Consider the following 21,764-nt stretch of genomic DNA (forward strand, 5'->3'; position numbering starts at 1 on the left):
AATCAGATTATTATTATAAGGAATTAGGCAAAGGTTTTGTTTATGAAAATCCTATTAACAAACGATGATGGTTTTTTTAGTGAAGGTATAAGTAAATTAAAGGAATATTTATCAAAAAATAACGAAGTTTTTATAGTGACTACAGATAGAAATAGAAGCAGCTCAAGTCACTCTCTTACTCTACACAGACCTCTCAGACTAAGGAAAGTTCAGGAAAATGTACATGTTATTGATGGTACCCCAGCAGATAGTGTTTTAATAGCAATCAGGTATTTATACAAAGATAATTTGCCTGATCTGGTAATTTCTGGTGTAAATGATGGTGCAAATTTGGGTGAAGATGTAATATATTCTGGTACTGTTGCAGCAGCATTTGAGGCAAGATTGCTTGGTATAAAATCTTTTGCTATAAGTCTTGCATGGATTGATGATGAACCAAAGTATTTTGACAGCGCTTTTTTCTATGCCCAAAAAGTTATAGAAATAATTAAAAGCATAGATTTAAATGGAAACACAATTTTAAATGTTAATGTACCAAACAAACCATTGGATCAAATAAAAGGTATAAAATTTACCAAACAGGGTTCTCGTATCTATCAAGAAAATATTATTAAGCGTCAGGATCCAAGAAAAAACTCTTATTTTTGGATAGGCGGTCATTTAATTAAAACTAATAATTCTGAGAATACTGATTTTTGGGCACTGGAAAACAACTATGTATCCATTACACCAATAAAAGCCGATTTAACAAATTATGCGCTTTTAGAAAAACTCATTAAAACAGATTAAAACAAATTAAAACTTTTGAATTAATACAAATCCAAATTTTTTAGTTAATTGGCTTTCTAATATTTGAGCGTATATTCTAATCCATTTGCTTGAAGCTGTTATGCTTATATTAACTTAAAAATATCTCTATCTGATATAGTGTAAACAAGCTTGTTATTTTATAAAACTGGTAGCGAACCATATTTTTGCAAATTATTGCATTGTGCTATACCGCCAAATATATTAAGAGATGTTGCTTTGGTCAGTTTTTTATTAAATAAAATTAATTTCTATAAAATATCAAGTAAAATTTTACTTGATATATAAATAAAACAGATATATAAATAAAATAATAAAAAGATAATTATTTTAAGGAGGTTTATATGGACGAGCAAAGATTACCGTTAATAGGTGAAAAAGCACCTGAATTTCAAGCACAAACAACAAAAGGTTATATCAATTTTCCTGATGATTTCAAAGGAAAATGGGTTGTGTTTTTTTCTCATCCTGCTGATTATACACCTGTTTGCACGACAGAATTTATTGCTTTCAATAAAGAGTACGAGGAGTTTAAAAAGAGAAACTGCGAAATTTTAGGTCTTTCTGTAGACTCAATTTATTCCCACATTTCTTGGATAATGAACATCGAAGAAAAAGCGAACGAAAAAATACAGTTTGCCGTTGTTGGAGACCCAATGGGCAAAGTAGCCTCACTGTATGGAATGCTACATCCAAAAGCAAGTGCATCAGCTACTGTTAGAGCTGTATTTTTTATTGATCCAGAAGGTATTATTAGGGCTATTTTGTATTATCCCTTAACAAATGGTCGAAACATTAAAGAAATAATCAGACTTCTTGAAGCTTTGCAAAAAACCGATTCTGATAAAGTTGCTACACCCGCAAACTGGGTAAGTTCCAAACAAACCTGGGAATTTAGCGAAGAAAAAGTTATTGTTGGAGCACCGCTTACCGTTGAAGGCGCAAAACAAAGACTTAATGAAAATTACCAATGTATAGATTGGTATTTATGCTTTAAGAAATAATTTAATCTTTTTTGTTTAAAGGGTGGAATGTATCGTATGCTTTAATTAGATCCTGCAGCGAAAGATGCGTATAGATTTGGGTTGCAAGTATAGATGAATGCCCTAAAAAACGTTGCAGGATCCTTAGATCCATACCGTTATTTAAAAGATGCGTAGCGCGAGAATGCCTTAGGGTGTGTGGCGAGATGTCCTTTAAAAGTGTTTTTTTAGCGTGTTTTTTGACTATGTTTTCAATGGAGCGTTGACTTAACCTTTTGCCAAATTTATTTAAAAAAACGCTGCCTTTTTGTCTGTTACCTAAATATTTTTTTAATATATTTAGGGTTTTTGGACTGACTGGGACACTCATTTGTTTATTGCCTTTTCTAGTTATTAAAATTGTATTGTTTGAAAAATTAATGTCTTCAATGTTTAGATTTACAAGTTCAGAAACTCTAAGTGCGCTTGAATAAAGTAGAGAAATTATCGCTTTATCTCGCAGAGAACTTACATTTTCTAAAAATGAAAGTGTTTCGTCTATATCTAAAAATTTTGGTAGAGGTTTTGGTGATTTTGGTCTTACTAAACCCTTTAGATCAAAGTTATAAATGCCGCTTTTTTTCAAAAAATCGTAAAAAACACTGAGTGCAGATAATTTTCGTTTTATTGTTGATGGACTTTTTTTGTTTTTGTTTAAAAATAAAACGTAAGCATTTATATCATTTTCGTTTATAACATAAGTTTTTTTGTAATCAATAAATTGGCAAACATCTATATAGTACGCATTTATTGTGTATTTAGATTGATAATTATTTTGCAAAAAATTTAAAAATTTATCCAGTATATCCATATGCTTTAAGAATTTTATCTATAATCGATGTTGTTGATTTGCCTTCTAAATAGTCAATCAATACTATTTTGCCATTCGATTTTTCTACAATATCTTTTCCTACTATGTTTTTACCTTCCCAGTCTGCGCCTTTTGCCAAAACATTCGGTTGAATAATCTTGATTAGTTCGTATGGTGTGTCTTGATCAAAAATTACAACATAGTCAACAAAATAAAATGCGCTTAAAACGCAGGCTCTATCGTCTTGATTGTTTATTGGTCTTTTTTCACCTTTTATTGATTTAACGGATTTGTCAGAGTTTAAACCTACAATAAGTACATCGCCTAACTGCTTTGCTTTTTGAAGGTAATTTACATGACCTGCGTGAATGATATCAAAACAGCCATTTGTAAAAACAATTTTTTTATTGAAGGATTTTAGTTTGTCAATGATTTCTTTTATCTGTTCGAAAGATTTTATTTTGTCCATAAATCCTCTATGATTTTGCATATATTGTGAATTATAAAGATATGCAACTCCTGAATCGTTGGTGTATAATTTGAATCAACTATAAAGCTAATTTTGGCAATATCTTTTATTATACCGCCATCTTTACCTAAAAGCGCAATTGTTGTAAGACCTATTTCGTTTGCTTTTTTAATGGCTAAATAAACATTTTTTGAGTTACCACTTGTTGATATACCAAAGGCTATATCACCTCTTTTACCAAGAGCATCTATTTGACGCTCAAAAACTTTGTCAAAACTATAATCGTTTGCAATGCTTGTTATTATGGATGTGTCTGTTGTTAGTGCAATTGCACTTATGGCTTTTCTTTCTTTTAAAAACCGGCCAACAAGTTCTGCTGCCATATGTTGTGCATCTGCTGCAGAGCCGCCATTGCCAAAAATCAACAGTTTATTGTTATTACTTAAGGCATTAAATATAACTGTGGAAATATTTTCTAGTTCTTTTTGTCTACTTTGTAATTGTAAAAATTTTTGCGCGGTTTGCTCACATAGTTCTACAAAATCCATAACAACTCCCTTTTTTAATGTATCATATTTTAAAATTATAACAAGGTCAAGTATTTTTGTTTATAAAGTTATTAATTTTGTATCTTTTATTGAAATTAGTTAATTATGGTATATTTTAATTTAAAAAGTATTTTTTAAAAGGAGGTTTAGATGAGTGTTAAATTGTATGCATTCAGTAGTGGAATTTTAAAATCCACTAAAGAAAAGTTTTTATTCAACACGGGTATTGGTGAGCCTTTTGATATTCCTGTGCCATATTTTATGGTTGATATAGATGGCACAAAAGTACTTATAGATAGCGGAATATCTCCAGGTTGCATAAAGGATCCGCAAGGTACATGGGGTGATATTATCAATGTTTACTACCCGGTTATGAAAGAAGAAGAACAGCCAGTTGTAGCACTATCCAAACTTGGTATAAAACCAGAAGATATTTCCTATATCATACAAACACACCTTCATCTAGATCATGCAGGAAGCACAAGGTTTTTCCCAAACGCTAAAGTAATTGTCCAGCTAAACGAATTAAGGTATGCATTTTTTCCTGACCCATTAATGGATGCAGCCTATATCAAAAATGATATTAAAGATCCAAATATCAAGTGGGAACCTATTGTAGGCTTCAGAAGTATGTTTAATGGTGCAATATTTATTATTCCAACGCCAGGTCATACTCCAGGACATCAAAGTGTTCTTGTTAGACTTAAAAAGCACAAGAACGTAATTATTACTGGTGATTCTATTTACTTAAAAGATAATTTTGAAAAAAACATACCATCTGGCTTTGCACTTAACTTTGCAGATGCTGCATACTCTGTACAATCCCTGGGTGAGCTTGCAAAAGCAGAAGATGCTTAGATCTGGTTTGGGCATGATCCTGAATTCTTTAAAACAATAAAATTAGCACCAGAATATTATGAGTAAAAGGAAGGGTTATATGTCAGGTAGAATTGTATTTGTTAATGAGTTTACAAATGGAATATTAGATCCTAAAGCTTCAATGCTTGGTCCATTACAAAATGGTGGTTACATTATTGCAAACACTGCACCGGGATGTTGGGGTCCAATGATAACTCCAGCCATAAGAGGTGGTCATGAAGTAACAAAGCCTGTTTTTATAGAAGGTGCAAAAGTAGGTGACAGTGTTGCGATAAAAATTCATTCAATAAAAGTTACTTCAATTGTGACTTCATCTGGAAATGAAAAAGCTATTGAAGGTAGATTTATAGGTGATCCTTTTGTTGCAGCTAAATGTCCAAAATGCAACACTTTATACCCAGAAACCTATATAGATGGGATTGGTAAAGATGCCATAAAATGTAAAGTATGCGGCGAGAGTATAGCTCCTTTTGAATTTACAAATGGATACACAATAGCATTTGATGAAAACTATAAAATAGGTATAACACTTAACAAAAATGCTGCAGAAATTGCTGCAAAAGATGCAAAAAATTATATGCAAATACCTGATAATTCTATACAAAATCCAATTGTTGTTTTTGCACAATCCGACATAGCAGGATTAACTGCTCGCTTAAGGCCGTTTATGGGTCAACTTGGCACGCTTCCTGCTATTGCTATGCCAGATTCTCACAATGCTGGAGATTTTGGCCAATTTTTAATAGGCTCACCGCATGAATATGCTATAGAAAAAGAACAATTATCTTTGCGCACAGACGGTCATATGGATATTAATAAAGTAAGGCAAGGTGCTATAGTAATTGCGCCTGTTAAAGTCGATGGCGCTGGAGTTTACTTTGGTGATATGCACGCTATGCAGGGTGATGGTGAAATTGCAGGTCATACAACAGATGTATCCGGTATTATTGTAACTCAAGTTGAGATTTTAAAAAATGTCGAACTTGAAGGACCAATTATTTTACCTAATATTGAAGATTTACCTTATTTAGCAAAACCATTTTCATGCCAGGAGAAAGATATTGCAAAAAAACTAGCTTCTATATGGGGTATGGTTGAACTTGAAGAATCTTTGCCTATTTCTTTTGTTGGAAGTGGTGCCAACATAAATGAAGCAACAGATAATGCTTTGCAAAGAGCGTCTAAAGTTTTAGGAATATCAATACCTGAAGTAAAAAATAGAGCCACAATTACAGGTGCTATTGAAATAGGTAGATTACCAGGTACTGTGTCAGCTACTTTTTTAGCACCAATAAGTTTGTTAAAAAACGCTGGTTTATATGATATTGTTTGTAAAAAATACGAAAGTTAGGAGGTTAAAATGAATTTATCCTATTTTTCTCCTAATGACAGTGTTTTTACTGTCAGAAATGTTCAGGTAAAGTTTGGCGAAGGTGTTGCAAGTGAAGTAGGCTATGAAGTAAAAAGAATGGGTGCAAAAAAGGTTCTTATAGTTACAGATGAAAATATTAGCAAAAATACAGATATACTAAATACTATAAAAGATAGCCTGGAAAAAGCTGGTATTGGTTTTGATGTGTTTGACTCTTCTCCGGTTGAACCAATAGACACTGCTTTTATGAAAGGCCTCGAATCTATAAAAGGCAATACGTATGATGCTTTTGTCGGCGTTGGTGGTGGCTCATCCATAGATACAGCAAAAATGCTTAACCTCTACACCACATACCCAACGTAAGACTTCAAAGATTATGTAGCACCACCCACAGGTCTTGGCAAAACCATACCAGGACCACTTAAGCCTTTAATTGCAATTCCAACAACAGCAGGCACAGGTAGCGAAAATACGCCTGTTGCTATTGTTGATTTAGAAAAGGAAAAACTTAAAGTAGGCATATCCCATCAGTATTTACTGCCAAGTTTAGCTTTGCTTGACCCGGTTTTAACTGTAACACTTCCTAGCTACTATACTGCTTCTACCGGTATGGATGCATTGCTGCATTCAATAGAAGCTTATACTGCTCTTCCATATTATGCAAGAATAAGACCAGATTCTCCAGATAAAAGACCAGTCTATATTGGTGCAAACCCTGTTTCTGATCTATTTGTAGAAAAAAGCATTGAGCTTATTGGCAAATATCTAAGGAGAGCCTGTCATAACCCATACGATTTAGAAGCAAGAAGCAATATGCTTTTGGCTGCTCACTTAGGCGGCGCATTTGGAAACGCAGGTGTTCATATACCACATTCTCTTGCATATCCTTTAGCTGGAAGAAACCATCAGTTACCGCATGGTATATCGGTATGCGTTACAGCTAAAGCTGCACTTGAGTTTATTATACCAACAAGTGCATCTAAACTAAAAAAGGTTGCGCAGCTAATGGGCAAAAATACAGATGGTTTAAGCGATATAGAAGGTGCTTATCTGGCAAAAGAAGCTGTTGTGGAATTAATGAAAGATATTGATTTTCCATCAGGTATAGAAGCAGTTGGCTTTAGTGAAAAAGACATAGAAGAACTATCCCAGGCTGCTATGCAGGTTCAAAGGCTTCTTGTATGTAGTCCAAGGCCGGTAAAGATTGAAAATATAAGGGAGATTTACAGAAAGAGTTTGAAGAATTGGTAATAAAAAGTAAACATAAAACTAAAATTTATTATTAACCTTTAATAACAAGAATGGGTTTTAGTTTTGCGACTTTTTTTGCGATGTTAGCTTTTATCGTTATATCAATAACTTCGTCTATGTCTTTATAGGCTAGCGGTGCTTCTTCAAGCAAGCCTTTTTTTGAATCTCCAAGAAGCAGTATACCTTTTTGTTTTAATTGAGCTATTAAGTCTTGATTTTTTAGTGTTTTTATAGCTTGCCTTCTGCCCAACACTCTGCCTGCACCATGGCATATACTATTTAGAGTTTGGTCTGACTCATTGGCAACTAAAATATAAGAGTTGCTTCCCATTGTACCTGGTATAAGGATAGGGTGACCTATCTCAAAATAACGTGAATTTTTCAAAGCTGAGTGTTTTGCATAAAATGCCCGCGTTGCACCTTTTCTGTGGATTATTAATTTTTGGTTTTTGCCATTTATGTTATGTTGCTCTATTTTTGCGATATTATGAACAATATCGTAAATTAATGTGTAGTTAATGGGCTTTTTTAAAATCTCAAAAATTATCTGTAAAGCTTTAAAACCTAAAATTTGCCTGTTTGCAAAAGCATAATTTGCAGCTTGATTTGCTGCTTCAAAGTAATCTTTAGCTAATTTGTCAGAAAATGGTAAGCTGGTAAGTTCTTTATTTGGAAACGATAATTTTTTTTGGTTAGCGTTTTCTTTAAATAATCTTAAATAGTCAATTGCAATTTGGTGACCAAGACCCCTTGAGCCTGTATGTAAGAGTAAGATAGGGTAGTTCTGATAAATACCAAAAGCACTGGCTATTTTTTTATCGAATATCTCTTCAACTTTATCGATTTCTAAAAAATGATTACCACTACCAAGTGATCCAAGCTCTGTTTTTCCTCTTTCAACAGCATCATTTGTCAGACAATCATTGTTAATTTCTATACGACCATTATCTTCGATTGCCTGAAGGTCCAGTTTTTCTCCAAAACCATTTTTTATTGCAAATTCAGCACCTTCAAATGTTACCTGTCTGAGTTTTTTTTCGTTTAAATAGTAGATTGCCTTATCACTTACAGCGCCTTTTGGAATTTGTGCATATAGTCCATATAGAATCCTTTCCGCGTTTTTTTGCACTTCTTCAACATCAACATTTAAGCTAATAGCTCTAACACCGCAATTTATATCATATCCAACACCGCCAGGTGATATGATACCTTCTTCATAATCAAAAGCAGCAACACTTCCTATGGGAAAACCATAGCCTTGATGTGCATCGCTCATTAGTAAAACTTTTTTTATGCCAGGTAGTTTTGTTATATCTAGAGCCTGTTTTAAAGTATCATCTTCTCCTATTTTTTTTAGAATTGTTTTGTTTGCGTAAATTTCTATATCAACAGTATTTGTTTTGATTTTATAGAAGTAATCTGTAACTTTTTCAATATTAAACATCAAAAACTACCTTTAAAGTAAACATATCGCCTTTTTGGACTATTTTATTGTCCTGGTATGTTGCGGCTTTTATGTAATGGATTAAATTACCGTTAAACAAACGTGCAAAAGCTTTAATTTCAAAATTTTTTTCTTTTGTTTCTTTTACATAAATTCTATATGGGACATATTTTTCAATATAAAATGTCTTTAGAAAAAAATTCAATGCATCAACTATACCGTCTTCTAAGTTGCCTTTTATTTCAAAAAAGATAACTTTTTTTTCTTTACCTAACATAGGTTTTTTGCCCAATAGGTATTCAAAACATGCATATATTGCTTCTTTTATTAGTCCTTTTTTGGTTTTAGATTTTATTATTATTGCAATATCGCTTGAGTAATCTTCTATTTTTCGCATACAAAAATTACTTTTTTTGGTCCTTGTACACCACTTACAAGTGTTTTTTCTATATCGGCTGTTTTGCTTTCCTGTGAAACAAAAATAAAATATGCACTTGGCTTTTTTTGCTTTGCAAGATTATAAGCTTCGATGAGGTTTTCTTTTATATCGTTAAAGCTAAATAGAATATAGAGTGTTTGAACAGTCATTATTTTTTCTAATTTTTCTTTTTTATCAATGTCTATTATAGCTTGAGCACTTTCTGCTGATACACTAAGAGCTTTCACAAAGCCAATGTTGCCTAGGCAGTCGTAATCTTTTGAAATATCAAGTCCCATTTCAGCCAAAAAAACAAAACTTTGAACTTCCAGTAGCTCTATTTTGTTGATTTTTAAGGATTCTTTTAGTTTATTAATCATAAAATAACCTTGTCTTTAAATATTTTGTTTTCGTAATTATAAACAATAGGTGTGCCCGTTGGTATTTCAACTTTAATAATTTGGTTTTCATCCAAATTTTCTATGTATTTTGTAATAGCTCTCAAGCTATTTCCATGAGCTACAATTAAAACATCCTTACCATCTTCCAGTTGTTCGACAACTTTTTGTTTGAAAAAAGGTAGTGTGCGTTTCAGATTGTCTTTTAGCGATTCTCCACCAGGTGGTGCTACATCAAAGCTCCTGCGCCAGAGTTTTAACTGTTGTTCGCCATATTTTAAACCTACTTCTTTTTTGTTTAAACCCTGTAGTGTGCCATAATATCGCTCATTTAATTCTTTTTTTTGTATAATTGGTATTATTTCGATACTGCTTGCATAGTTTGACCATTTTTTCATCTTTCCTTTTGTGTGAATAATAACGGGTGTTTTTTGCGTGTCAAGTTTTGATAGTAAAATTAGTGCTGTTTGTATAGCCCTTGCTAATTTTGAAGTATATACGATATCGATGTTAAATTTTGAGAGCTTTTCGCCTGCATTTAATGCCTCAAAAATGCCCTTTTGGCTAAGAGGAATGTCTACCCACCCGGTAAATAAATTTTTATCGTTCCAAATTGATTGACCGTGTCTTATTAAAATTAAATGTGACATATTTCACCCCCTTGTTATATTAGCATTTTTTTGCCTACTTTCAAGTTTAACTATTGACATAAGAATTATTTTAATTTAGATTAGCTTTATGTGTATAGACGAAATTTTTGAAATTCTACGCCAGAAAGTTGATAATTACGAGAAAAGACAATCTCAGATAGAAATGTCAAAAGATATATATAATTTGATGCTAAACGGACAAATAGCTTTAATTGAAGCACCAACAGGTACTGGCAAAAGTTTTGCTTATCTTGTTGCAGCAAGTTTATTTGCAAAAAAATTTAAGAAAAAAACAATTATTGCAACGAGTACTATTAACCTTCAAAAACAGCTTATCCTGAAAGATATACCTGTAATTAGAGAGATTTTTGACGATATTGTATTTGAAATAGCTCTTGGTAGACAAAATTATGCTTGCAAGAGAAAATTTTATGCATATGCAGCGAGTATATTTAGCAATATAGATGACCCTAAATCGTTTTTATCAGGTTTAAAAAATGGTACAAAAGATGAATTCGACTTGCTTGAAGAAGGTTTATTTGAACAAATAAAATCTGATAAAGATTCTTGTATGGGACGTTTTTGTCCGCAATTTCGGAATTGTTTTTTCTTCAATGCAAGATCAAGACTAAAAGATGCTGATATCGTTATCACAAATCATCACCTTGTTTTTAGTGATTTGTTTGAGATAGGAGAAGTATTTGATACAATTGATGTGATTATTTTTGATGAAGCCCATAATATTGAAAAAAATCTAACAAGCTTTGCGACATTATCATTTAATTTTTATGACCAGCTAAATGCAATTAAAAATTTTTTTAATATTATGGGTAAATTAAGACTATTTGAGCTAATAAATAATGCTACAAAGACAATGGATGGTATCAAAGAAGAATTATTAAAACTTTCTAATTTGATTGATTTTAGCGTAAACTATGACGAAGAGTTTGCAAAGACATATTTACTGAATATCTTAAAATTACAAGAACAGCTTGTATTTGATTTTGTAAATTTTAAAGACAAAATTGACATTGAGCTTAGTGTTGATTTTAAAGCTATTATTGATAAATTAAATTTCAATCTCAAAATACTTAAATCTTTTGCAAATCAAGATGCTCTATCATGTGTTTACTGGCTTGAAAGATTTAAAGACGTAGTGTTATTCAATATCACAAACTTAAATTTTGCTGATTTGCTAAGAAAAAATTTATATCCAAAAGTTGAAAGTATAATTTTTACTTCTGCTACACTTTCTATTAATGGTGATTTTAGTTTTATAAAAAACATTCTGGGTATAGAAGATGCATTTGAAAAAACATTTAAAACGGAGTTTGACTATAAAAAACAAGCCAGACTTTTTGTAATAAACAATATAAATAACCCACAAAGTAACAATTATGAAGAAGATATTGCAAAGTTGGTTTTGAGTGTTGCATCAAACTTTAATAAAGGAATTTTAGTGCTTTTTACATCATATAAAACTTTAAATGAAGTCTACAATAAAACAAATACCTTACTCAATGATTTTGGTTATAATGTTTTAAAACAAGGTTTTATGGATAACTACAATATGCAAAAAGTATTTTTTAAAAGCAAAACTATACTTTTTGGTGTAAATAGTTTCTGGGAAGGAATTGATATAAAAGGAGATAACCTATCTTGCGTAATTATTACAAAACTACCTTTCGAAGTACCCACACACCCGATTGAAAAAGCAAAGTACGCTAACTTTGCACAAAAAGGTAAAAATGCATTTATAGATTATTCTCTTCAAAAAGCAATTTTAAAATTCAAACAGGGGTTTGGCAGATTGATTAGAACAAAAAAAGATACTGGCTTTATTATTATTGCAGATAACAGGTTGTTAAAAAAATCTTATGGTAAAATTTTTTTGAAATCACTCCCGGAAGTTGATATTGAGATTAAAAGCGTTGAGGATTTACATTTAAGCCTAAATTCTTAATCATATCTAAATCATCTTGAATACTGCGACCTTTTTGTGTTAAATAATCACTTACCATTATTCCATTTGCTCCAGCAAAAAAAACTAGCGCATGAAGTTGTTTTAAAACATGTTCTCTACCACCACATACTCTTATGTCTTTGTCTGGCATTATAAATCTGAACATGGATATAATTTTTAACGCTTCAAATGGTTCAAGAGGTTTTTGGTTTTCAAGTGGTGTACCTTTAATACTAATCAAAAAATTTACGGGTATAGAATCAACATCTAAATTTTTAAGCTCAAAAGCAAGACTAATTCTATCTTCTAAAGATTCGCCTATACCAAATATACCGCCGCTGCAAACATAAAAACCTAGCTGTTTTGCAACTTTTACAGTATTTACATCATCATCGTAGCTGTGCGTTGTGCAGATTTTTGGAAAAAATTCCCTTGAGGTTTCTAAGTTGTGATGAAACTCCAAAAGTCCAGCTTTTTTTAACTCAAGAAGCTGATTTTTTGTTTGCAAGCCTATAGATACACCAGGTATCAAAGCTAATTTAGAAATCTTATTGATAGAAATTTTTAGGTTTTCAAAATCCTGTTTGTTATTTAAGCTAAGTCCACTTGTTACTATGCTAAAACGCTCGACTGGATAATTTGCAATGTATTTTGCTTTTTGTTCAATAGTACTTGGTGGTAGAAAATCGTAAGATTCAATATTTGTATTAAAGTGAGCCGATTGTGCACAAAAAGCACAATTTTCGCTGCAACGACCGCTTTTTGCATTTACAATCGAACACAAACTTATTGTATTTCCTTTAAAAAATTGTCTTAATTTGTTTGAAACGCTAAACAGATCCAGCATAGCATTTTGTGGTGTTTTTAAAATATCCATTGCATTGTTAAAGTCTATATTTTTTTCCAGAGCTTTATCAAAAAGCTTGTCTAAATGCATTAGGCCTCCAACTTGTTAATTAAGCAAAGTATATAAAATTAACATTTGAATTTCAACTGTTTGCTGGTTATAATTTAAAAATATGGAAATCGAAACTTTAGTCGTTGGTGTATTGGAAACAAACTGTTATATAGTGCACGATAATAAGCAAGCCATAATAATTGATCCAGGTAGCGATGCAAAGAAAATAATAAAAATTATAGAAGAAAAAAATTTGCAGCCAAAATTAATAGTTAATACTCATTACCATTTTGATCATACAGGTGCTAACCTGGATATAAAGATTGCTTTTAATATACCCATTGCAATTGGTATAAATGATGCAAAATATTTAGAAGATGCCTATCTTGATGCCCATTTATTTATGATCGATGCCAAAAAGTCGCCAAAAGCCGATATTTTGCTTAAAGAAAACGATGAAATTGAACTTAACAATATTAAACTTATTGTAATTGAAACACCTGGACATACTATTGGCTCAATTTGTTTGTTTAACAAAGATAACCATGTGCTCTTTAGTGGCGATACATTGTTTTATGAATCGATAGGCAGATACGACCTACCAACTGGAAATTATAACCAACTAATGAAATCACTTAAAAAAATACTTACTTTAGACGATGAATGTGTTGTCTACCCAGGCCACGGTCCAAAGACAACCATAAAACACGAACTATCAAATAATCCGTTTATTCAATAAAAAAGGGGAAAACCTCCCCTTTTTTATTTACTCTTCTACTTTGATAGATTCAGTTGGACATGCTTCAGCTGCTTCTTTGATAACATCAATAGGAGCGCCATCAGGATTTTTTACCTGAGCTTTTCCATCAACCATTTCAAATACATCAGGTGCTGTATCAACACATACTTCGCAACCAATGCATGTTGACTGATCTACTGTAACTTTTGCCATACAAACCTCCGCTTTTTTTTTGGATTGTATTATACTATTTCAATTGTGTCAAGTGCAATTGCTTTGTATAGATTTTAAAATAATGCTTGAAAAATTACTGTTAATAGGCTATAAGAACTCATATGAATGTATCTGTTGTAATTCCTACATTAAACGCGCAAAAAACAATAGCTGCTGTTCTTTTAAGATTAAGACAGGAAGATGTTAAAGATATTATTATAATAGATAGTTCATCGGATGATAATACGCAAAAAATTGCAAATGCTTTTACAGATAGAGTTTATGTAATTAAAAGAGCAAATTTTAATCATGGTTTAACTAGAAATTTAGCCCTTGATATGGCAAAATTTAATATAGTTGTATTTTTAACTCAGGATGCTATTTTGTGTAAAGACTCAATTGCAAAGCTAATTAGAAATTTTGATCAAAAAGATGTAGCTATTGTCTATGGTAGACAATTGCCTCATAAAAATGCAGATGCTTTTTCTAAACATTTAAGATACTTTAATTATCCAAATTACTCTATAAAAAAGACTTTTGATAAAAAAGATGTGTATGGTGTAAAATTAGCATTTAACTCTAACTCGTTTTCAGCATATAAAAAGGATGTAGTGCAAAGTCTAGGCGGTTTTCCAAAATTGGATTTTGGTGAAGATGTATATATGGCTGCAAAAGTTTTGCTTGCAGGATGGGCTGTGTATTATGATAACAAAGCTTGTGTCTATCACTCCCATAATTATAGCTTAAAGGAAGAATTTGAGCGTTACCTGGCTGTAGGTAAGTTTTATAAATCACAAAATTGGATTATGCAAACCTTTGGTAAAACTACAAAAGAAGGTTTAAACTATATTACTGATCAATTTAGTTTTATTGCTAAATCAGGTAGATTTGAGTTGCTTCCTCAGTTTTTACTTAAAGATGTATTAAAGTTTTTTGCTTACAAAATCGCTTAAAATGGAGGTTTTATGCCATTTGAGTTTGAAAAAGCAAATATAGAAGGTGTTTTGCTTATAAAACCTAAAGTATTTTTTGATGAGAGAGGTTTTTTTTTAGAAACTTATAAAAAAAGCCAGTTTTTAGAAGCAGGCATTAGTGAAGATTTCTTTCAAGATAATTTTTCTTTTTCAAAAAAAGGAGTTGTGAGAGGTTTGCATTTGCAAAGAAAGCCAAAACCACAATCAAAGCTTGTAAGATGCATCAAAGGCGAGATACTGGATGTTGTAGTTGATGTGAGGCTAAACTCAAACACATTTGGTAAGTGGCTATCTTTTGAGCTAAATGATAGCAACCAGCATATTTTGTATGTGCCAGAAGGCTTTTTGCATGGTTTTGTTGTGTTAAGTGATGCTGCAATTGTCCATTACAAAGCTTCAAATGAGTATTGTCCAGACTGCGAAGATGGTGTGATTTTTAATGACAAAACGCTTAATATTGATTGGAAAGTGCAAAAACCTATCGTATCACAAAAAGATATGCTTCTTAAAAATTTTTTAGAGTTTGAGGCATACAAATGATATTGGTTTTTGGTGGCAATGGCCAGCTTGCAAAAGCCTTTCAATTTCAACTCGAAAAAGAAAATAAAAAATTTATCGCTTTAAACAGAAAACAGTGCGATGTAACAGATTATATTCAGCTAAAAAGTGCATTTGAAACCTTCAGGCCTAAAATTGTTATAAATGCTTCTGCATACAATTTAGTGGATGAGTGCGAGGTAAATTATTTTGAAGGCTTTAAAGTAAATGCTTTTTCAGTAGCTCATATGACAGATTTATCTAAAAAATTTGGCAGTTTTTTTGTTCATTTTAGTACTGATTATGTGTTTGATGGTTCAAAGTGTGGTTTGTATTGTGAAAATGATAGTCCAAACCCGCTAAATGAGTATGGAAAATCCAAACTTTTAGGAGAGAAATTTTTATTGCAGTCTCAAAGTGAATGCTTAATTTTGCGCACCAGCTGGGTTTATGGTAACTCAAAAAACAACTTTATATCAAAACTTATGGGTTGGTGTAAAAACAATGAATATCTAAAAATTGCATATAATGAATTTTCTGTTCCAACAAGTGCTTATGATATTGCTTATTATAGTTTAATTGCAATAAATAAAGGTTTAAGCGGTGTTTATCATTTGGTTAACAGTGGTTTTTGTTCGAGATTTGAGTGGGCAAAGCTAACACTTTCTTTGCTTGGTATTAATAAATTTTTGTATCCAGTAGACAGGTCAATATTTAATCTTAAAGCAAATAGGCCATTTTTTAGTGCTATGTCAAACGAACTTTTTTGCAGGAATTTAAATGTTGAAATTAGAGATTGGCAAAATGCTTTAATTGATTTTTTGCAAAATTACTATGAAAAATAAAACTAAAGAATATATTTCAATCTTAATAATAGCTTTTTTTGATTTTATTGCTTTTATAGTAAGCTTATATTTAGCTCACCAAACAAGAATTTTTTTAAATGTATTCAATATTGTTCAATATAAAAAACCGTTTTCTTATTACTATGAGTATTTTTTTGTTTTTTTTGTTGTATTTTTCTTGTTTTATTATGAGGGTATTTACACAAAACGTTATGATATTTGGGAGGATGTTAAGAAAATATTTAACTCAATAACAATTATTGTAATTATCATACTTTCACTAGTTTCAATAACTAAATCCAGTTTATTATTTTCAAGACTTTTGATATTTTTATTCTGGTTGTATGGTTTAGTTATATTTTCTTTTTTTCATGCATTATCAAAATTTTTTCTATTTAAAATCAAACTCTGGCAAAAAAATGTAATAATCTGCGGTACTTGTTCTCAAGCATTATCATTTCAAAAATCGTTAGATAGCCAACATTATTTAGGCTATAATGTCGTAGCTTTTTTTGATCAAAAATCAAATACAAAATACATTAATGATAAAAAAGTTATTAGATCTTTTATTGAACTTTCTTCGGAAATTAAATCTAACTGCATTGATACTATTTTTATAATATCTGCATGCAATGCAAAGGTTGATTTAACAAGCCTTCAAACAATCTTTAAAAATGTAATAGTGATACCAAGTTTCGATGGATTATCTATTTTTAATACAAAAGTTAATTTTAATTTTTCTCAGAAACTTCTATTTATTCATACAAAAAATAATTTAGAATCTATTGCAAACAAAATCCTTAAAAGAGTTTTCGATCTTGTATTGGTAGTTATTATATTTCCATTATTTTTAGTAGCGTTAATTTTTATAAGTATAGCTATAAAATCTACATCAAAAGGCCCTATTTTTTTTAAACATGAGCGCATTGGTAAAAATGGGAAAATTATTAAAATATATAAGTTTAGAAGTATGTACGAAGATGCACAAGAACGCCTAAAGGTTTTACTTGAAAACAACGAAGAATTAAGACGTGAGTGGAATCAGTTTTTTAAGTTAAAAAATGATCCTAGAATAACTAAAGTAGGTAATTTTTTAAGAAAAACTTCACTTGATGAGTTGCCGCAGATAATAAATATTATCAAAAACGAAATGTCATTTGTAGGTCCACGGCCTGTTGTGAAAGAAGAAGTTGAAAAATATTACAGAGAATATGCCAAGTTTTACTATATGGTAAATCCAGGACTTACCGGTTTGTGGCAGGTAAGTGGTAGAAACGATACTAGTTATGATTTTCGGATCAAAATGGATACTTGGTATGTAACTAATTGGTCTTTATGGCTTGATGTTATTATTATAGTAAAAACATTTGTTGTTGTGGTAAAAAAAGAAGGTGTTTATTAAAAAATGTGTAGCTTCTATATTGACTGATAAAAAAAATTATGGTAGTTTGTAGTCTGGCTTTTTTATGATTGTGCATTTGAAAGTTATAGCAAATGCTAAGCAAGATTCAATCTGTAGTTTCGAAGGAGGATATTTGAAAGTTAAAGTTTCAAAGCCTGCATGCGAAGGTAAGGCTAATAAAGCATTAATTTCATTAATATCTTCTTATTTTAATATAAAAAAATCTAAGATTAAAATTATAAGCGGAGAAAGGTCGCCTTTAAAGACACTTGATATAGATATAGATGAACAAATTTTTAATACCAAATTAGAGAAGGTGGTTAAAAATGCCAATTTATGAGTATAAATGCTCTGCTTGTGGGCAAAAAATCGAGTTAATGCAAAAGATGGGTTCTAAAGCTCCAAAAAAATGCCCTGTATGTGGTGCAAATGATACTCTAAAAAAACTTATTTCGCATTCATCTTTTGAGCTAAAAGGGTCTGGTTGGTATGTCACAGATTATAAAAATAATTCAAAACTAAATTCTAATAATGAATCTAATAAAGGAGAACAAAAAGATGCTGGAAAAAACGCTGTCAATCATTAAACCAGATGCAGTAAAAGCTGGCTATAGCGGTAAAATTATAACTATGCTTGAAGAAAACGGCTTTGAAATTAAAGCTATGAAAAAAATTCGTTTAACCAAAAAACAAGCTGAAGGTTTTTATATTGTACACAAGAATAGGCCGTTTTATGACTCGCTTACGACATTTATGTCGAGCGGTAACATAATTGTTATGGTTTTAGAAAAAGAAAATGCGATTGCTGATTACAGAAATTTAATGGGTGCTACGGATCCAGCTAAAGCTCAGCGTGGCACAATCAGGGCTTTGTATGGAAAAAATATAGAAGAAAACGCTGTACATGGATCTGACTCTAAAGAATCGGCTGATTTTGAAATACCATATTTTTTTAGTTCAATAGAAATATTATAGAAGGAGATAAAAATGGCTCAACCAAAAAGAAAATCCTGTCATTCAAGAGCTGCAAAAAGAGCAACGCACAAAAAAGCATCTATGCCTGCTATGGCAAAGTGCCCTCGATGCGGTGCTGTGAAGTTACCGCATACAGTATGCCCATCTTGTGGCTACTACAAAGATGAGGAAATTCTCAAAATTGAAGAATGAAGCCGATAGTCGTAGATGCCTTTGGTGGTGACCATGCTCCAAAAGAAATTATCTTAGGGGCATTTCTTGCTGCCAAAGAATTTAATTTAGATATAGTGTTGGTCGGTAAAAGACATGAGATAGAAAAAAGTATAGAAATTATTTCTAAAGATTTTAGCTCAAATCTAGCACAAAGAATTACAATAAAAGATGCTCCAACTGTCATTACTATGTTTGATAAACCAAGCGTAGCTGTAAGGAAAAGAAATTCTTCAATGCATGTAGGCATGGAGCTTGTTAAACATGATGAAGCTAGTGCTTTCATAAGCGCAGGAAATTCTGGTGCCGTTATGGCTATTGCTATGATGGTTTTGGGAAAACTAAAAGGTGTTTCAAGACCTGCGATAGGTGCTTTATTGCCTACTATTAATGGCAGTGTTTTGCTTTTAGACGCTGGAGCAAATGTTGATTGTAAGCCTATTCATTTACTTGAATTTAGTATTATGGGTTCTGTTTTTATTAAACATATGCTTGGCATACAAAAACCAAAAATAGGCTTAATTAGCAACGGTTCTGAGCCAGGCAAAGGTAATAGCCTAGTAATTAAATCTTATGATTTAATTAAATCATCAGCATTAAATTTTTACGGAAATATAGAAGGTAATGAAATATTTTCAGATAAAGTAGATGTAGCTGTATGTGATGGCTTTGTAGGCAATATTATTTTAAAAACATCTGAATCTGTACCTAGTATAATTGGAGAATTTTTAAAAGCACAAATTTCTAAAAGTTTGGTGTATAAAATTGGCTATTTATTATCAAAACCAGCATTTAGAATGTTAAAAAAGAAAACTGATTATGCAGAATTTGGGGGTGCACCTTTATTAGGTGTAAATGGTGCTTGTATTGTAAGCCATGGCAGAAGTAAAGCTTATGCCATAAAAAATGCCATTTTAAAAGCTGCAAAGTTTGCAAGCCTTGATATAAATACAAAAATTGAAGAAGCTATTGAAAAATGCTCAGCGCTAAAGTATATTCAAAGAGGTGTGGAAAATGCGATCTAAAATTGTTTCTATTGGTTCTTATTTGCCAGATAAAGTTTTAACAAATTTTGATCTTGAAAAAATAGTTGATACATCAAATGAATGGATTGTGCAACGAACGGGAATTAAAGAGCGTCATATTTCAGATAAACCTACAAGCTATCTAGCCTATATGGCAGCTAAAAAAACCATAGAAGGTGTTATTAGTCCAGAAGAAATCGATGTAATAATAGTCGCTACAGTAACTCCGGATAAAATCTTACCTGCTACGGCTTTATTTGTGCAATCACAACTTAAGGCGAAAAATGCTTTTTGTTTTGATATAAATGCTGCATGTAGCGGTTTTTTGTATGCATTAAGCGTAGGTGATTCTTATATACGATCTGGTGTTGCAAAAAATGTACTTATAATTGGTGCTGAAGTATTGAGTAAGTTTGTAGACTGGACAGATAGAAGTACGTGTGTAATTTTTGGAGATGGAGCAGCTGCTGTATTGTTACAGCCAAGCGATGATGATAGTGGTATTTTAAATATTGTATTACACTCAGACGGAGATTACACGGATCTTATGCAGATACCAGCAGGTGGCAGTTTATCACCTTGTTCAAAAGAGGCTGTAGATAATCATGACATTTATATAAAAATGCTTGGCAATCAGACATTTAAAATGGCAGTGCAAAGTATCGCAGCTGTATCAGAAGAAGCTATAAACAAATGCAATTTAAGTTATAATGATATAGATTTAATGGTTAGTCACCAAGCAAATATTAGAATTATAGAAGGTGTTGCAAAAAGAATACATCTACCTATGGAGAAAGTACAAATTGCACTTGACATTCATGGAAATACTGCTGCGGCTTCTATACCATTGGCTTTAGATTTAGCTTATAATCAGGGAAAAATTAAAAAGAATGATAAAATTTTACTTAATAGTTTTGGCGCAAGTTTAACATGGGGTGCTTGCGTGATTGTTTGGTAGGAGGCAACAGGTGTTTAAAACAGAAATTTGTGATATACTTGGCATAGAGTATCCTATATTTCAAGGTGGCATGGCCTGGGTTTCAGATGCAAAATTAGCTTCAAGTGTAAGTCAAGCGGGTGCACTTGGTATAATAGCAGCAGGTCATGCAACGCCACAGTGGTTAGAGAGCCAGATTTTACTTGCAAAAGAAATGACAGATAAGCCATTTGGCGTAAATATAATGTTGTTATCGCCGTATGTTGAAGAAATTGTTAGATTGGTGATAAAGCATAAAGTAAAAGTTGTTACGACTGGTGCTGGAAATCCTGGTAAGTACATGCAAGCTTTTGCAGAAGCCAATATTAAAGTTATACCAGTAGTTGGGGCTGTAGCTTTAGCAAAACGTATGGAGTCTATTGGTGCAGTAGCAGTTGTAGCAGAAGGTATGGAATCTGGCGGACACATTGGCGAGCTTACAACTATGGCACTTGTACCTCAAGTAGTAGACGCTGTGAAAATTCCTGTTATAGCAGCTGGAGGCATAGCAGATGGTAGAGGATTTTTGGCTGCTTTATCTTTGGGTGCAAAAGGTGTCCAAATTGGTACAAGATTTATTGCTTCAATTGAGTGCCAGGCATCAGATAATTACAAACAGGCTATAATTAAAGCAAAAGATCGAGATACAGTTGTAACTGGATTATCTACGGGTCATCCTGTTAGAATTATTAGAAATAAACTTGCAAGAGAGTTCGAAAAATTAGAAAAACAAGAAGCATCCATTGAAGAAATTGAAAAATTAGGTTCTGGGAAGCTTAGACTTGCTGTAGTAGATGGAGATGTAGAAAATGGAAGTGTGATGGCAGGTCAGATTTCTGGTTTAGTAAAAGATATAAAGCCTGTTAAAGAAATCATAAATGATATAATCAGTCAGGCAAAAAAAACATTGGAAAATTTGAATGCACTTGGAGCCTAAT

The 21,764-nt window shown here is 31.8% G+C and carries 27 protein-coding genes and 1 pseudogene; 19 read left to right on the top strand and 9 right to left on the bottom strand.

The genetic code is table 11. The features are described 5' to 3' along the window. The first annotated feature begins 42 nt into the window (after positions 1–42). Both surE and BLQ93_RS02315 read left to right on the top strand, forming a co-directional pair. Positions 43–789, top strand: a complete 747-nt coding sequence (surE, locus tag BLQ93_RS02310; RefSeq protein ID WP_025392179.1) for a 5'/3'-nucleotidase SurE — start codon at positions 43–45, stop codon at positions 787–789. 362 nt (positions 790–1,151) lie between these two features. Continuing rightward, on the top strand, positions 1,152–1,811 hold the full coding sequence (locus BLQ93_RS02315; protein WP_092127918.1) for a peroxiredoxin: 660 nt from the start codon (positions 1,152–1,154) through the stop codon (positions 1,809–1,811). A 1-nt stretch (position 1,812) separates the two neighbouring features. On the opposite strand, the gene xerA is transcribed toward BLQ93_RS02315, so the two are convergent. Genes xerA through BLQ93_RS02330 form a run of 3 tightly spaced genes read right to left on the bottom strand, consistent with a single transcriptional unit; the run spans position 1,813 to position 3,657 of the window. After that, on the bottom strand, positions 1,813–2,640 hold the full coding sequence (xerA, locus tag BLQ93_RS02320) for a site-specific tyrosine recombinase/integron integrase (protein ID WP_092127920.1): 828 nt from the start codon (positions 2,638–2,640) through the stop codon (positions 1,813–1,815). Then, on the bottom strand, positions 2,624–3,109 hold the full coding sequence (gene rfaE2 / locus BLQ93_RS02325) for a D-glycero-beta-D-manno-heptose 1-phosphate adenylyltransferase (protein WP_216818723.1): 486 nt from the start codon (positions 3,107–3,109) through the stop codon (positions 2,624–2,626). The genes xerA and rfaE2 overlap by 17 nt, the downstream gene beginning before the upstream one ends. Beyond that, on the bottom strand, positions 3,097–3,657 hold the full coding sequence (locus BLQ93_RS02330) for a D-sedoheptulose-7-phosphate isomerase (protein ID WP_025392175.1): 561 nt from the start codon (positions 3,655–3,657) through the stop codon (positions 3,097–3,099). Before BLQ93_RS02330 ends, rfaE2 begins: the two co-directional genes overlap by 13 nt. A gap of 150 nt (positions 3,658–3,807) precedes the next feature. On the opposite strand from BLQ93_RS02330, the gene BLQ93_RS02335 reads away from it, so the two are divergent. The 4 genes and pseudogenes from BLQ93_RS02335 (at position 3,808) to BLQ93_RS09855 (ending at position 7,159) form a co-directional block, all read left to right on the top strand. Further along, positions 3,808–4,515 carry an N-acyl homoserine lactonase family protein gene (locus BLQ93_RS02335; RefSeq protein ID WP_092127924.1) on the top strand — a complete coding sequence of 236 codons (708 nt, stop codon included), beginning with the start codon at positions 3,808–3,810 and terminating at the stop codon, positions 4,513–4,515. Between the two features lie 79 nt (positions 4,516–4,594). Further along, positions 4,595–5,887 carry an acetamidase/formamidase family protein gene (locus BLQ93_RS02340; RefSeq protein ID WP_092127925.1) on the top strand — a complete coding sequence of 431 codons (1,293 nt, stop codon included), beginning with the start codon at positions 4,595–4,597 and terminating at the stop codon, positions 5,885–5,887. A gap of 9 nt (positions 5,888–5,896) precedes the next feature. Beyond that, positions 5,897–6,412, top strand: a pseudogene (locus BLQ93_RS09850) (iron-containing alcohol dehydrogenase); the annotation flags it as partial. Between the two features lie 48 nt (positions 6,413–6,460). Continuing rightward, entirely contained in the window at positions 6,461–7,159 is a 699-nt protein-coding gene (locus tag BLQ93_RS09855) for a dehydroquinate synthase/iron-containing alcohol dehydrogenase family protein (protein WP_425389227.1), read from the top strand. Positions 7,160–7,190: 31 nt separating this feature from the next. On the opposite strand, the gene BLQ93_RS02355 is transcribed toward BLQ93_RS09855, so the two are convergent. From BLQ93_RS02355 to BLQ93_RS02370, 4 genes are read right to left on the bottom strand one after another with little or no spacing between them, the layout of a single operon-like run. Continuing rightward, entirely contained in the window at positions 7,191–8,603 is a 1,413-nt protein-coding gene (locus BLQ93_RS02355) for an RtcB family protein (protein WP_092127928.1), read from the bottom strand. Further along, positions 8,596–9,000 carry an archease gene (locus BLQ93_RS02360; RefSeq protein ID WP_092127930.1) on the bottom strand — a complete coding sequence of 135 codons (405 nt, stop codon included), beginning with the start codon at positions 8,998–9,000 and terminating at the stop codon, positions 8,596–8,598. Before BLQ93_RS02360 ends, BLQ93_RS02355 begins: the two co-directional genes overlap by 8 nt. After that, entirely contained in the window at positions 8,988–9,401 is a 414-nt protein-coding gene (locus BLQ93_RS02365; RefSeq protein ID WP_092127932.1) for an LUD domain-containing protein, read from the bottom strand. The genes BLQ93_RS02360 and BLQ93_RS02365 overlap by 13 nt, the downstream gene beginning before the upstream one ends. Then, positions 9,398–10,069: a 2,3-bisphosphoglycerate-dependent phosphoglycerate mutase gene (locus BLQ93_RS02370; RefSeq protein ID WP_092127934.1), complete on the bottom strand. Its 672-nt coding sequence runs from the start codon at positions 10,067–10,069 to the stop codon at positions 9,398–9,400. Before BLQ93_RS02370 ends, BLQ93_RS02365 begins: the two co-directional genes overlap by 4 nt. 88 nt (positions 10,070–10,157) lie before the next feature. Here BLQ93_RS02370 and BLQ93_RS02375 point away from each other — a divergent pair, with 88 nt between their 5' ends. Continuing rightward, positions 10,158–12,032 carry an ATP-dependent DNA helicase gene (locus BLQ93_RS02375; RefSeq protein WP_092127936.1) on the top strand — a complete coding sequence of 625 codons (1,875 nt, stop codon included), beginning with the start codon at positions 10,158–10,160 and terminating at the stop codon, positions 12,030–12,032. Here BLQ93_RS02375 and bioB read toward each other — a convergent pair. Continuing rightward, a complete protein-coding gene (bioB, locus tag BLQ93_RS02380; RefSeq protein ID WP_092127938.1) occupies positions 11,992–12,969 on the bottom strand; it encodes a biotin synthase BioB in 978 nt (325 codons plus the stop codon). The two genes, BLQ93_RS02375 and bioB, sit on opposite strands and share 41 nt — an antisense overlap. 82 nt (positions 12,970–13,051) lie before the next feature. Between bioB and BLQ93_RS02385 the strand changes: the two genes are divergently transcribed. After that, a complete protein-coding gene (locus tag BLQ93_RS02385) occupies positions 13,052–13,669 on the top strand; it encodes an MBL fold metallo-hydrolase (protein ID WP_092127940.1) in 618 nt (205 codons plus the stop codon). A 27-nt stretch (positions 13,670–13,696) separates the two neighbouring features. Here BLQ93_RS02385 and BLQ93_RS02390 read toward each other — a convergent pair whose 3' ends face one another. Next, positions 13,697–13,882: a ferredoxin gene (locus tag BLQ93_RS02390; protein WP_092127942.1), complete on the bottom strand. Its 186-nt coding sequence runs from the start codon at positions 13,880–13,882 to the stop codon at positions 13,697–13,699. A 122-nt stretch (positions 13,883–14,004) separates the two neighbouring features. On the opposite strand from BLQ93_RS02390, the gene BLQ93_RS02395 reads away from it, so the two are divergent. The 11 genes from BLQ93_RS02395 (at position 14,005) to fabK (ending at position 21,763) form a co-directional block, all read left to right on the top strand. Then, complete coding sequence (locus BLQ93_RS02395) at positions 14,005–14,835, top strand: glycosyltransferase family 2 protein (protein ID WP_092127944.1); 831 nt, start codon at positions 14,005–14,007, stop codon at positions 14,833–14,835. A gap of 12 nt (positions 14,836–14,847) precedes the next feature. Next, entirely contained in the window at positions 14,848–15,396 is a 549-nt protein-coding gene (rfbC, locus tag BLQ93_RS02400; RefSeq protein WP_092127946.1) for a dTDP-4-dehydrorhamnose 3,5-epimerase, read from the top strand. Beyond that, positions 15,393–16,238, top strand: a complete 846-nt coding sequence (gene rfbD, locus BLQ93_RS02405; protein ID WP_092127948.1) for a dTDP-4-dehydrorhamnose reductase — start codon at positions 15,393–15,395, stop codon at positions 16,236–16,238. Before rfbC ends, rfbD begins: the two co-directional genes overlap by 4 nt. Next, a complete protein-coding gene (gene wbaP / locus BLQ93_RS02410) occupies positions 16,228–17,640 on the top strand; it encodes an undecaprenyl-phosphate galactose phosphotransferase WbaP (RefSeq protein ID WP_143338662.1) in 1,413 nt (470 codons plus the stop codon). The genes rfbD and wbaP overlap by 11 nt, the downstream gene beginning before the upstream one ends. 64 nt (positions 17,641–17,704) lie before the next feature. Further along, positions 17,705–17,980, top strand: coding sequence for a DUF167 domain-containing protein (locus BLQ93_RS02415; protein ID WP_092127952.1), 276 nt, complete (start codon positions 17,705–17,707; stop codon positions 17,978–17,980). Then, a complete protein-coding gene (locus BLQ93_RS02420; protein ID WP_092127953.1) occupies positions 17,967–18,227 on the top strand; it encodes an FmdB family zinc ribbon protein in 261 nt (86 codons plus the stop codon). Before BLQ93_RS02415 ends, BLQ93_RS02420 begins: the two co-directional genes overlap by 14 nt. Continuing rightward, the gene (gene ndk, locus BLQ93_RS02425) at positions 18,202–18,615 is read left to right on the top strand and encodes a nucleoside-diphosphate kinase (RefSeq protein ID WP_092128051.1); all 414 of its coding nucleotides are present in this window, start codon (positions 18,202–18,204) and stop codon (positions 18,613–18,615) included. The genes BLQ93_RS02420 and ndk overlap by 26 nt, the downstream gene beginning before the upstream one ends. A 12-nt stretch (positions 18,616–18,627) precedes the next feature. After that, positions 18,628–18,807 (top strand): 50S ribosomal protein L32, encoded by a 180-nt coding sequence (gene rpmF, locus BLQ93_RS02430; RefSeq protein WP_025392146.1) that lies wholly within the window; start codon positions 18,628–18,630, stop codon positions 18,805–18,807. Next, positions 18,804–19,850 (top strand): phosphate acyltransferase PlsX, encoded by a 1,047-nt coding sequence (gene plsX, locus BLQ93_RS02435; protein WP_025392145.1) that lies wholly within the window; start codon positions 18,804–18,806, stop codon positions 19,848–19,850. The genes rpmF and plsX overlap by 4 nt, the downstream gene beginning before the upstream one ends. Then, positions 19,840–20,808, top strand: coding sequence for a beta-ketoacyl-ACP synthase III (locus tag BLQ93_RS02440; RefSeq protein WP_025392144.1), 969 nt, complete (start codon positions 19,840–19,842; stop codon positions 20,806–20,808). Before plsX ends, BLQ93_RS02440 begins: the two co-directional genes overlap by 11 nt. A gap of 10 nt (positions 20,809–20,818) precedes the next feature. After that, complete coding sequence (gene fabK / locus BLQ93_RS02445; RefSeq protein ID WP_092127954.1) at positions 20,819–21,763, top strand: enoyl-[acyl-carrier-protein] reductase FabK; 945 nt, start codon at positions 20,819–20,821, stop codon at positions 21,761–21,763. Position 21,764 lies beyond the last annotated feature (1 nt).

The organism is Desulfurella multipotens (assembly GCF_900101285.1).
In the GTDB taxonomy this organism is placed as follows: domain Bacteria; phylum Campylobacterota_A; class Desulfurellia; order Desulfurellales; family Desulfurellaceae; genus Desulfurella; species Desulfurella acetivorans.

Excerpts from the sequence above, each read along its gene's own strand:
- xerA (WP_092127920.1), bottom strand. The coding sequence starts at position 2,640 with ATGGATATACTGGATAAATTTTTAAATTTTTTGCAAAATAATTATCAA.
- rfbC (WP_092127946.1), top strand. The coding sequence starts at position 14,848 with ATGCCATTTGAGTTTGAAAAAGCAAATATAGAAGGTGTTTTGCTTATA.
- BLQ93_RS02330 (WP_025392175.1), bottom strand. The coding sequence starts at position 3,657 with ATGGATTTTGTAGAACTATGTGAGCAAACCGCGCAAAAATTTTTACAA.
- surE (WP_025392179.1), top strand. The coding sequence starts at position 43 with ATGAAAATCCTATTAACAAACGATGATGGTTTTTTTAGTGAAGGTATA.
- BLQ93_RS02355 (WP_092127928.1), bottom strand. The coding sequence starts at position 8,603 with ATGTTTAATATTGAAAAAGTTACAGATTACTTCTATAAAATCAAAACA.
- BLQ93_RS02420 (WP_092127953.1), top strand. The coding sequence starts at position 17,967 with ATGCCAATTTATGAGTATAAATGCTCTGCTTGTGGGCAAAAAATCGAG.
- BLQ93_RS02395 (WP_092127944.1), top strand. The coding sequence starts at position 14,005 with ATGAATGTATCTGTTGTAATTCCTACATTAAACGCGCAAAAAACAATA.
- BLQ93_RS02335 (WP_092127924.1), top strand. The coding sequence starts at position 3,808 with ATGAGTGTTAAATTGTATGCATTCAGTAGTGGAATTTTAAAATCCACT.
- wbaP (WP_143338662.1), top strand. The coding sequence starts at position 16,228 with ATGAAAAATAAAACTAAAGAATATATTTCAATCTTAATAATAGCTTTT.
- BLQ93_RS02415 (WP_092127952.1), top strand. The coding sequence starts at position 17,705 with ATGATTGTGCATTTGAAAGTTATAGCAAATGCTAAGCAAGATTCAATC.
- BLQ93_RS02365 (WP_092127932.1), bottom strand. The coding sequence starts at position 9,401 with ATGATTAATAAACTAAAAGAATCCTTAAAAATCAACAAAATAGAGCTA.
- rfbD (WP_092127948.1), top strand. The coding sequence starts at position 15,393 with ATGATATTGGTTTTTGGTGGCAATGGCCAGCTTGCAAAAGCCTTTCAA.
- BLQ93_RS02375 (WP_092127936.1), top strand. The coding sequence starts at position 10,158 with ATGTGTATAGACGAAATTTTTGAAATTCTACGCCAGAAAGTTGATAAT.
- plsX (WP_025392145.1), top strand. The coding sequence starts at position 18,804 with ATGAAGCCGATAGTCGTAGATGCCTTTGGTGGTGACCATGCTCCAAAA.
- BLQ93_RS02315 (WP_092127918.1), top strand. The coding sequence starts at position 1,152 with ATGGACGAGCAAAGATTACCGTTAATAGGTGAAAAAGCACCTGAATTT.
- BLQ93_RS02360 (WP_092127930.1), bottom strand. The coding sequence starts at position 9,000 with ATGCGAAAAATAGAAGATTACTCAAGCGATATTGCAATAATAATAAAA.
- BLQ93_RS02390 (WP_092127942.1), bottom strand. The coding sequence starts at position 13,882 with ATGGCAAAAGTTACAGTAGATCAGTCAACATGCATTGGTTGCGAAGTA.
- BLQ93_RS02370 (WP_092127934.1), bottom strand. The coding sequence starts at position 10,069 with ATGTCACATTTAATTTTAATAAGACACGGTCAATCAATTTGGAACGAT.
- BLQ93_RS02385 (WP_092127940.1), top strand. The coding sequence starts at position 13,052 with ATGGAAATCGAAACTTTAGTCGTTGGTGTATTGGAAACAAACTGTTAT.
- rfaE2 (WP_216818723.1), bottom strand. The coding sequence starts at position 3,109 with ATGGACAAAATAAAATCTTTCGAACAGATAAAAGAAATCATTGACAAA.
- rpmF (WP_025392146.1), top strand. The coding sequence starts at position 18,628 with ATGGCTCAACCAAAAAGAAAATCCTGTCATTCAAGAGCTGCAAAAAGA.
- BLQ93_RS02340 (WP_092127925.1), top strand. The coding sequence starts at position 4,595 with ATGTCAGGTAGAATTGTATTTGTTAATGAGTTTACAAATGGAATATTA.
- BLQ93_RS02440 (WP_025392144.1), top strand. The coding sequence starts at position 19,840 with ATGCGATCTAAAATTGTTTCTATTGGTTCTTATTTGCCAGATAAAGTT.
- bioB (WP_092127938.1), bottom strand. The coding sequence starts at position 12,969 with ATGCATTTAGACAAGCTTTTTGATAAAGCTCTGGAAAAAAATATAGAC.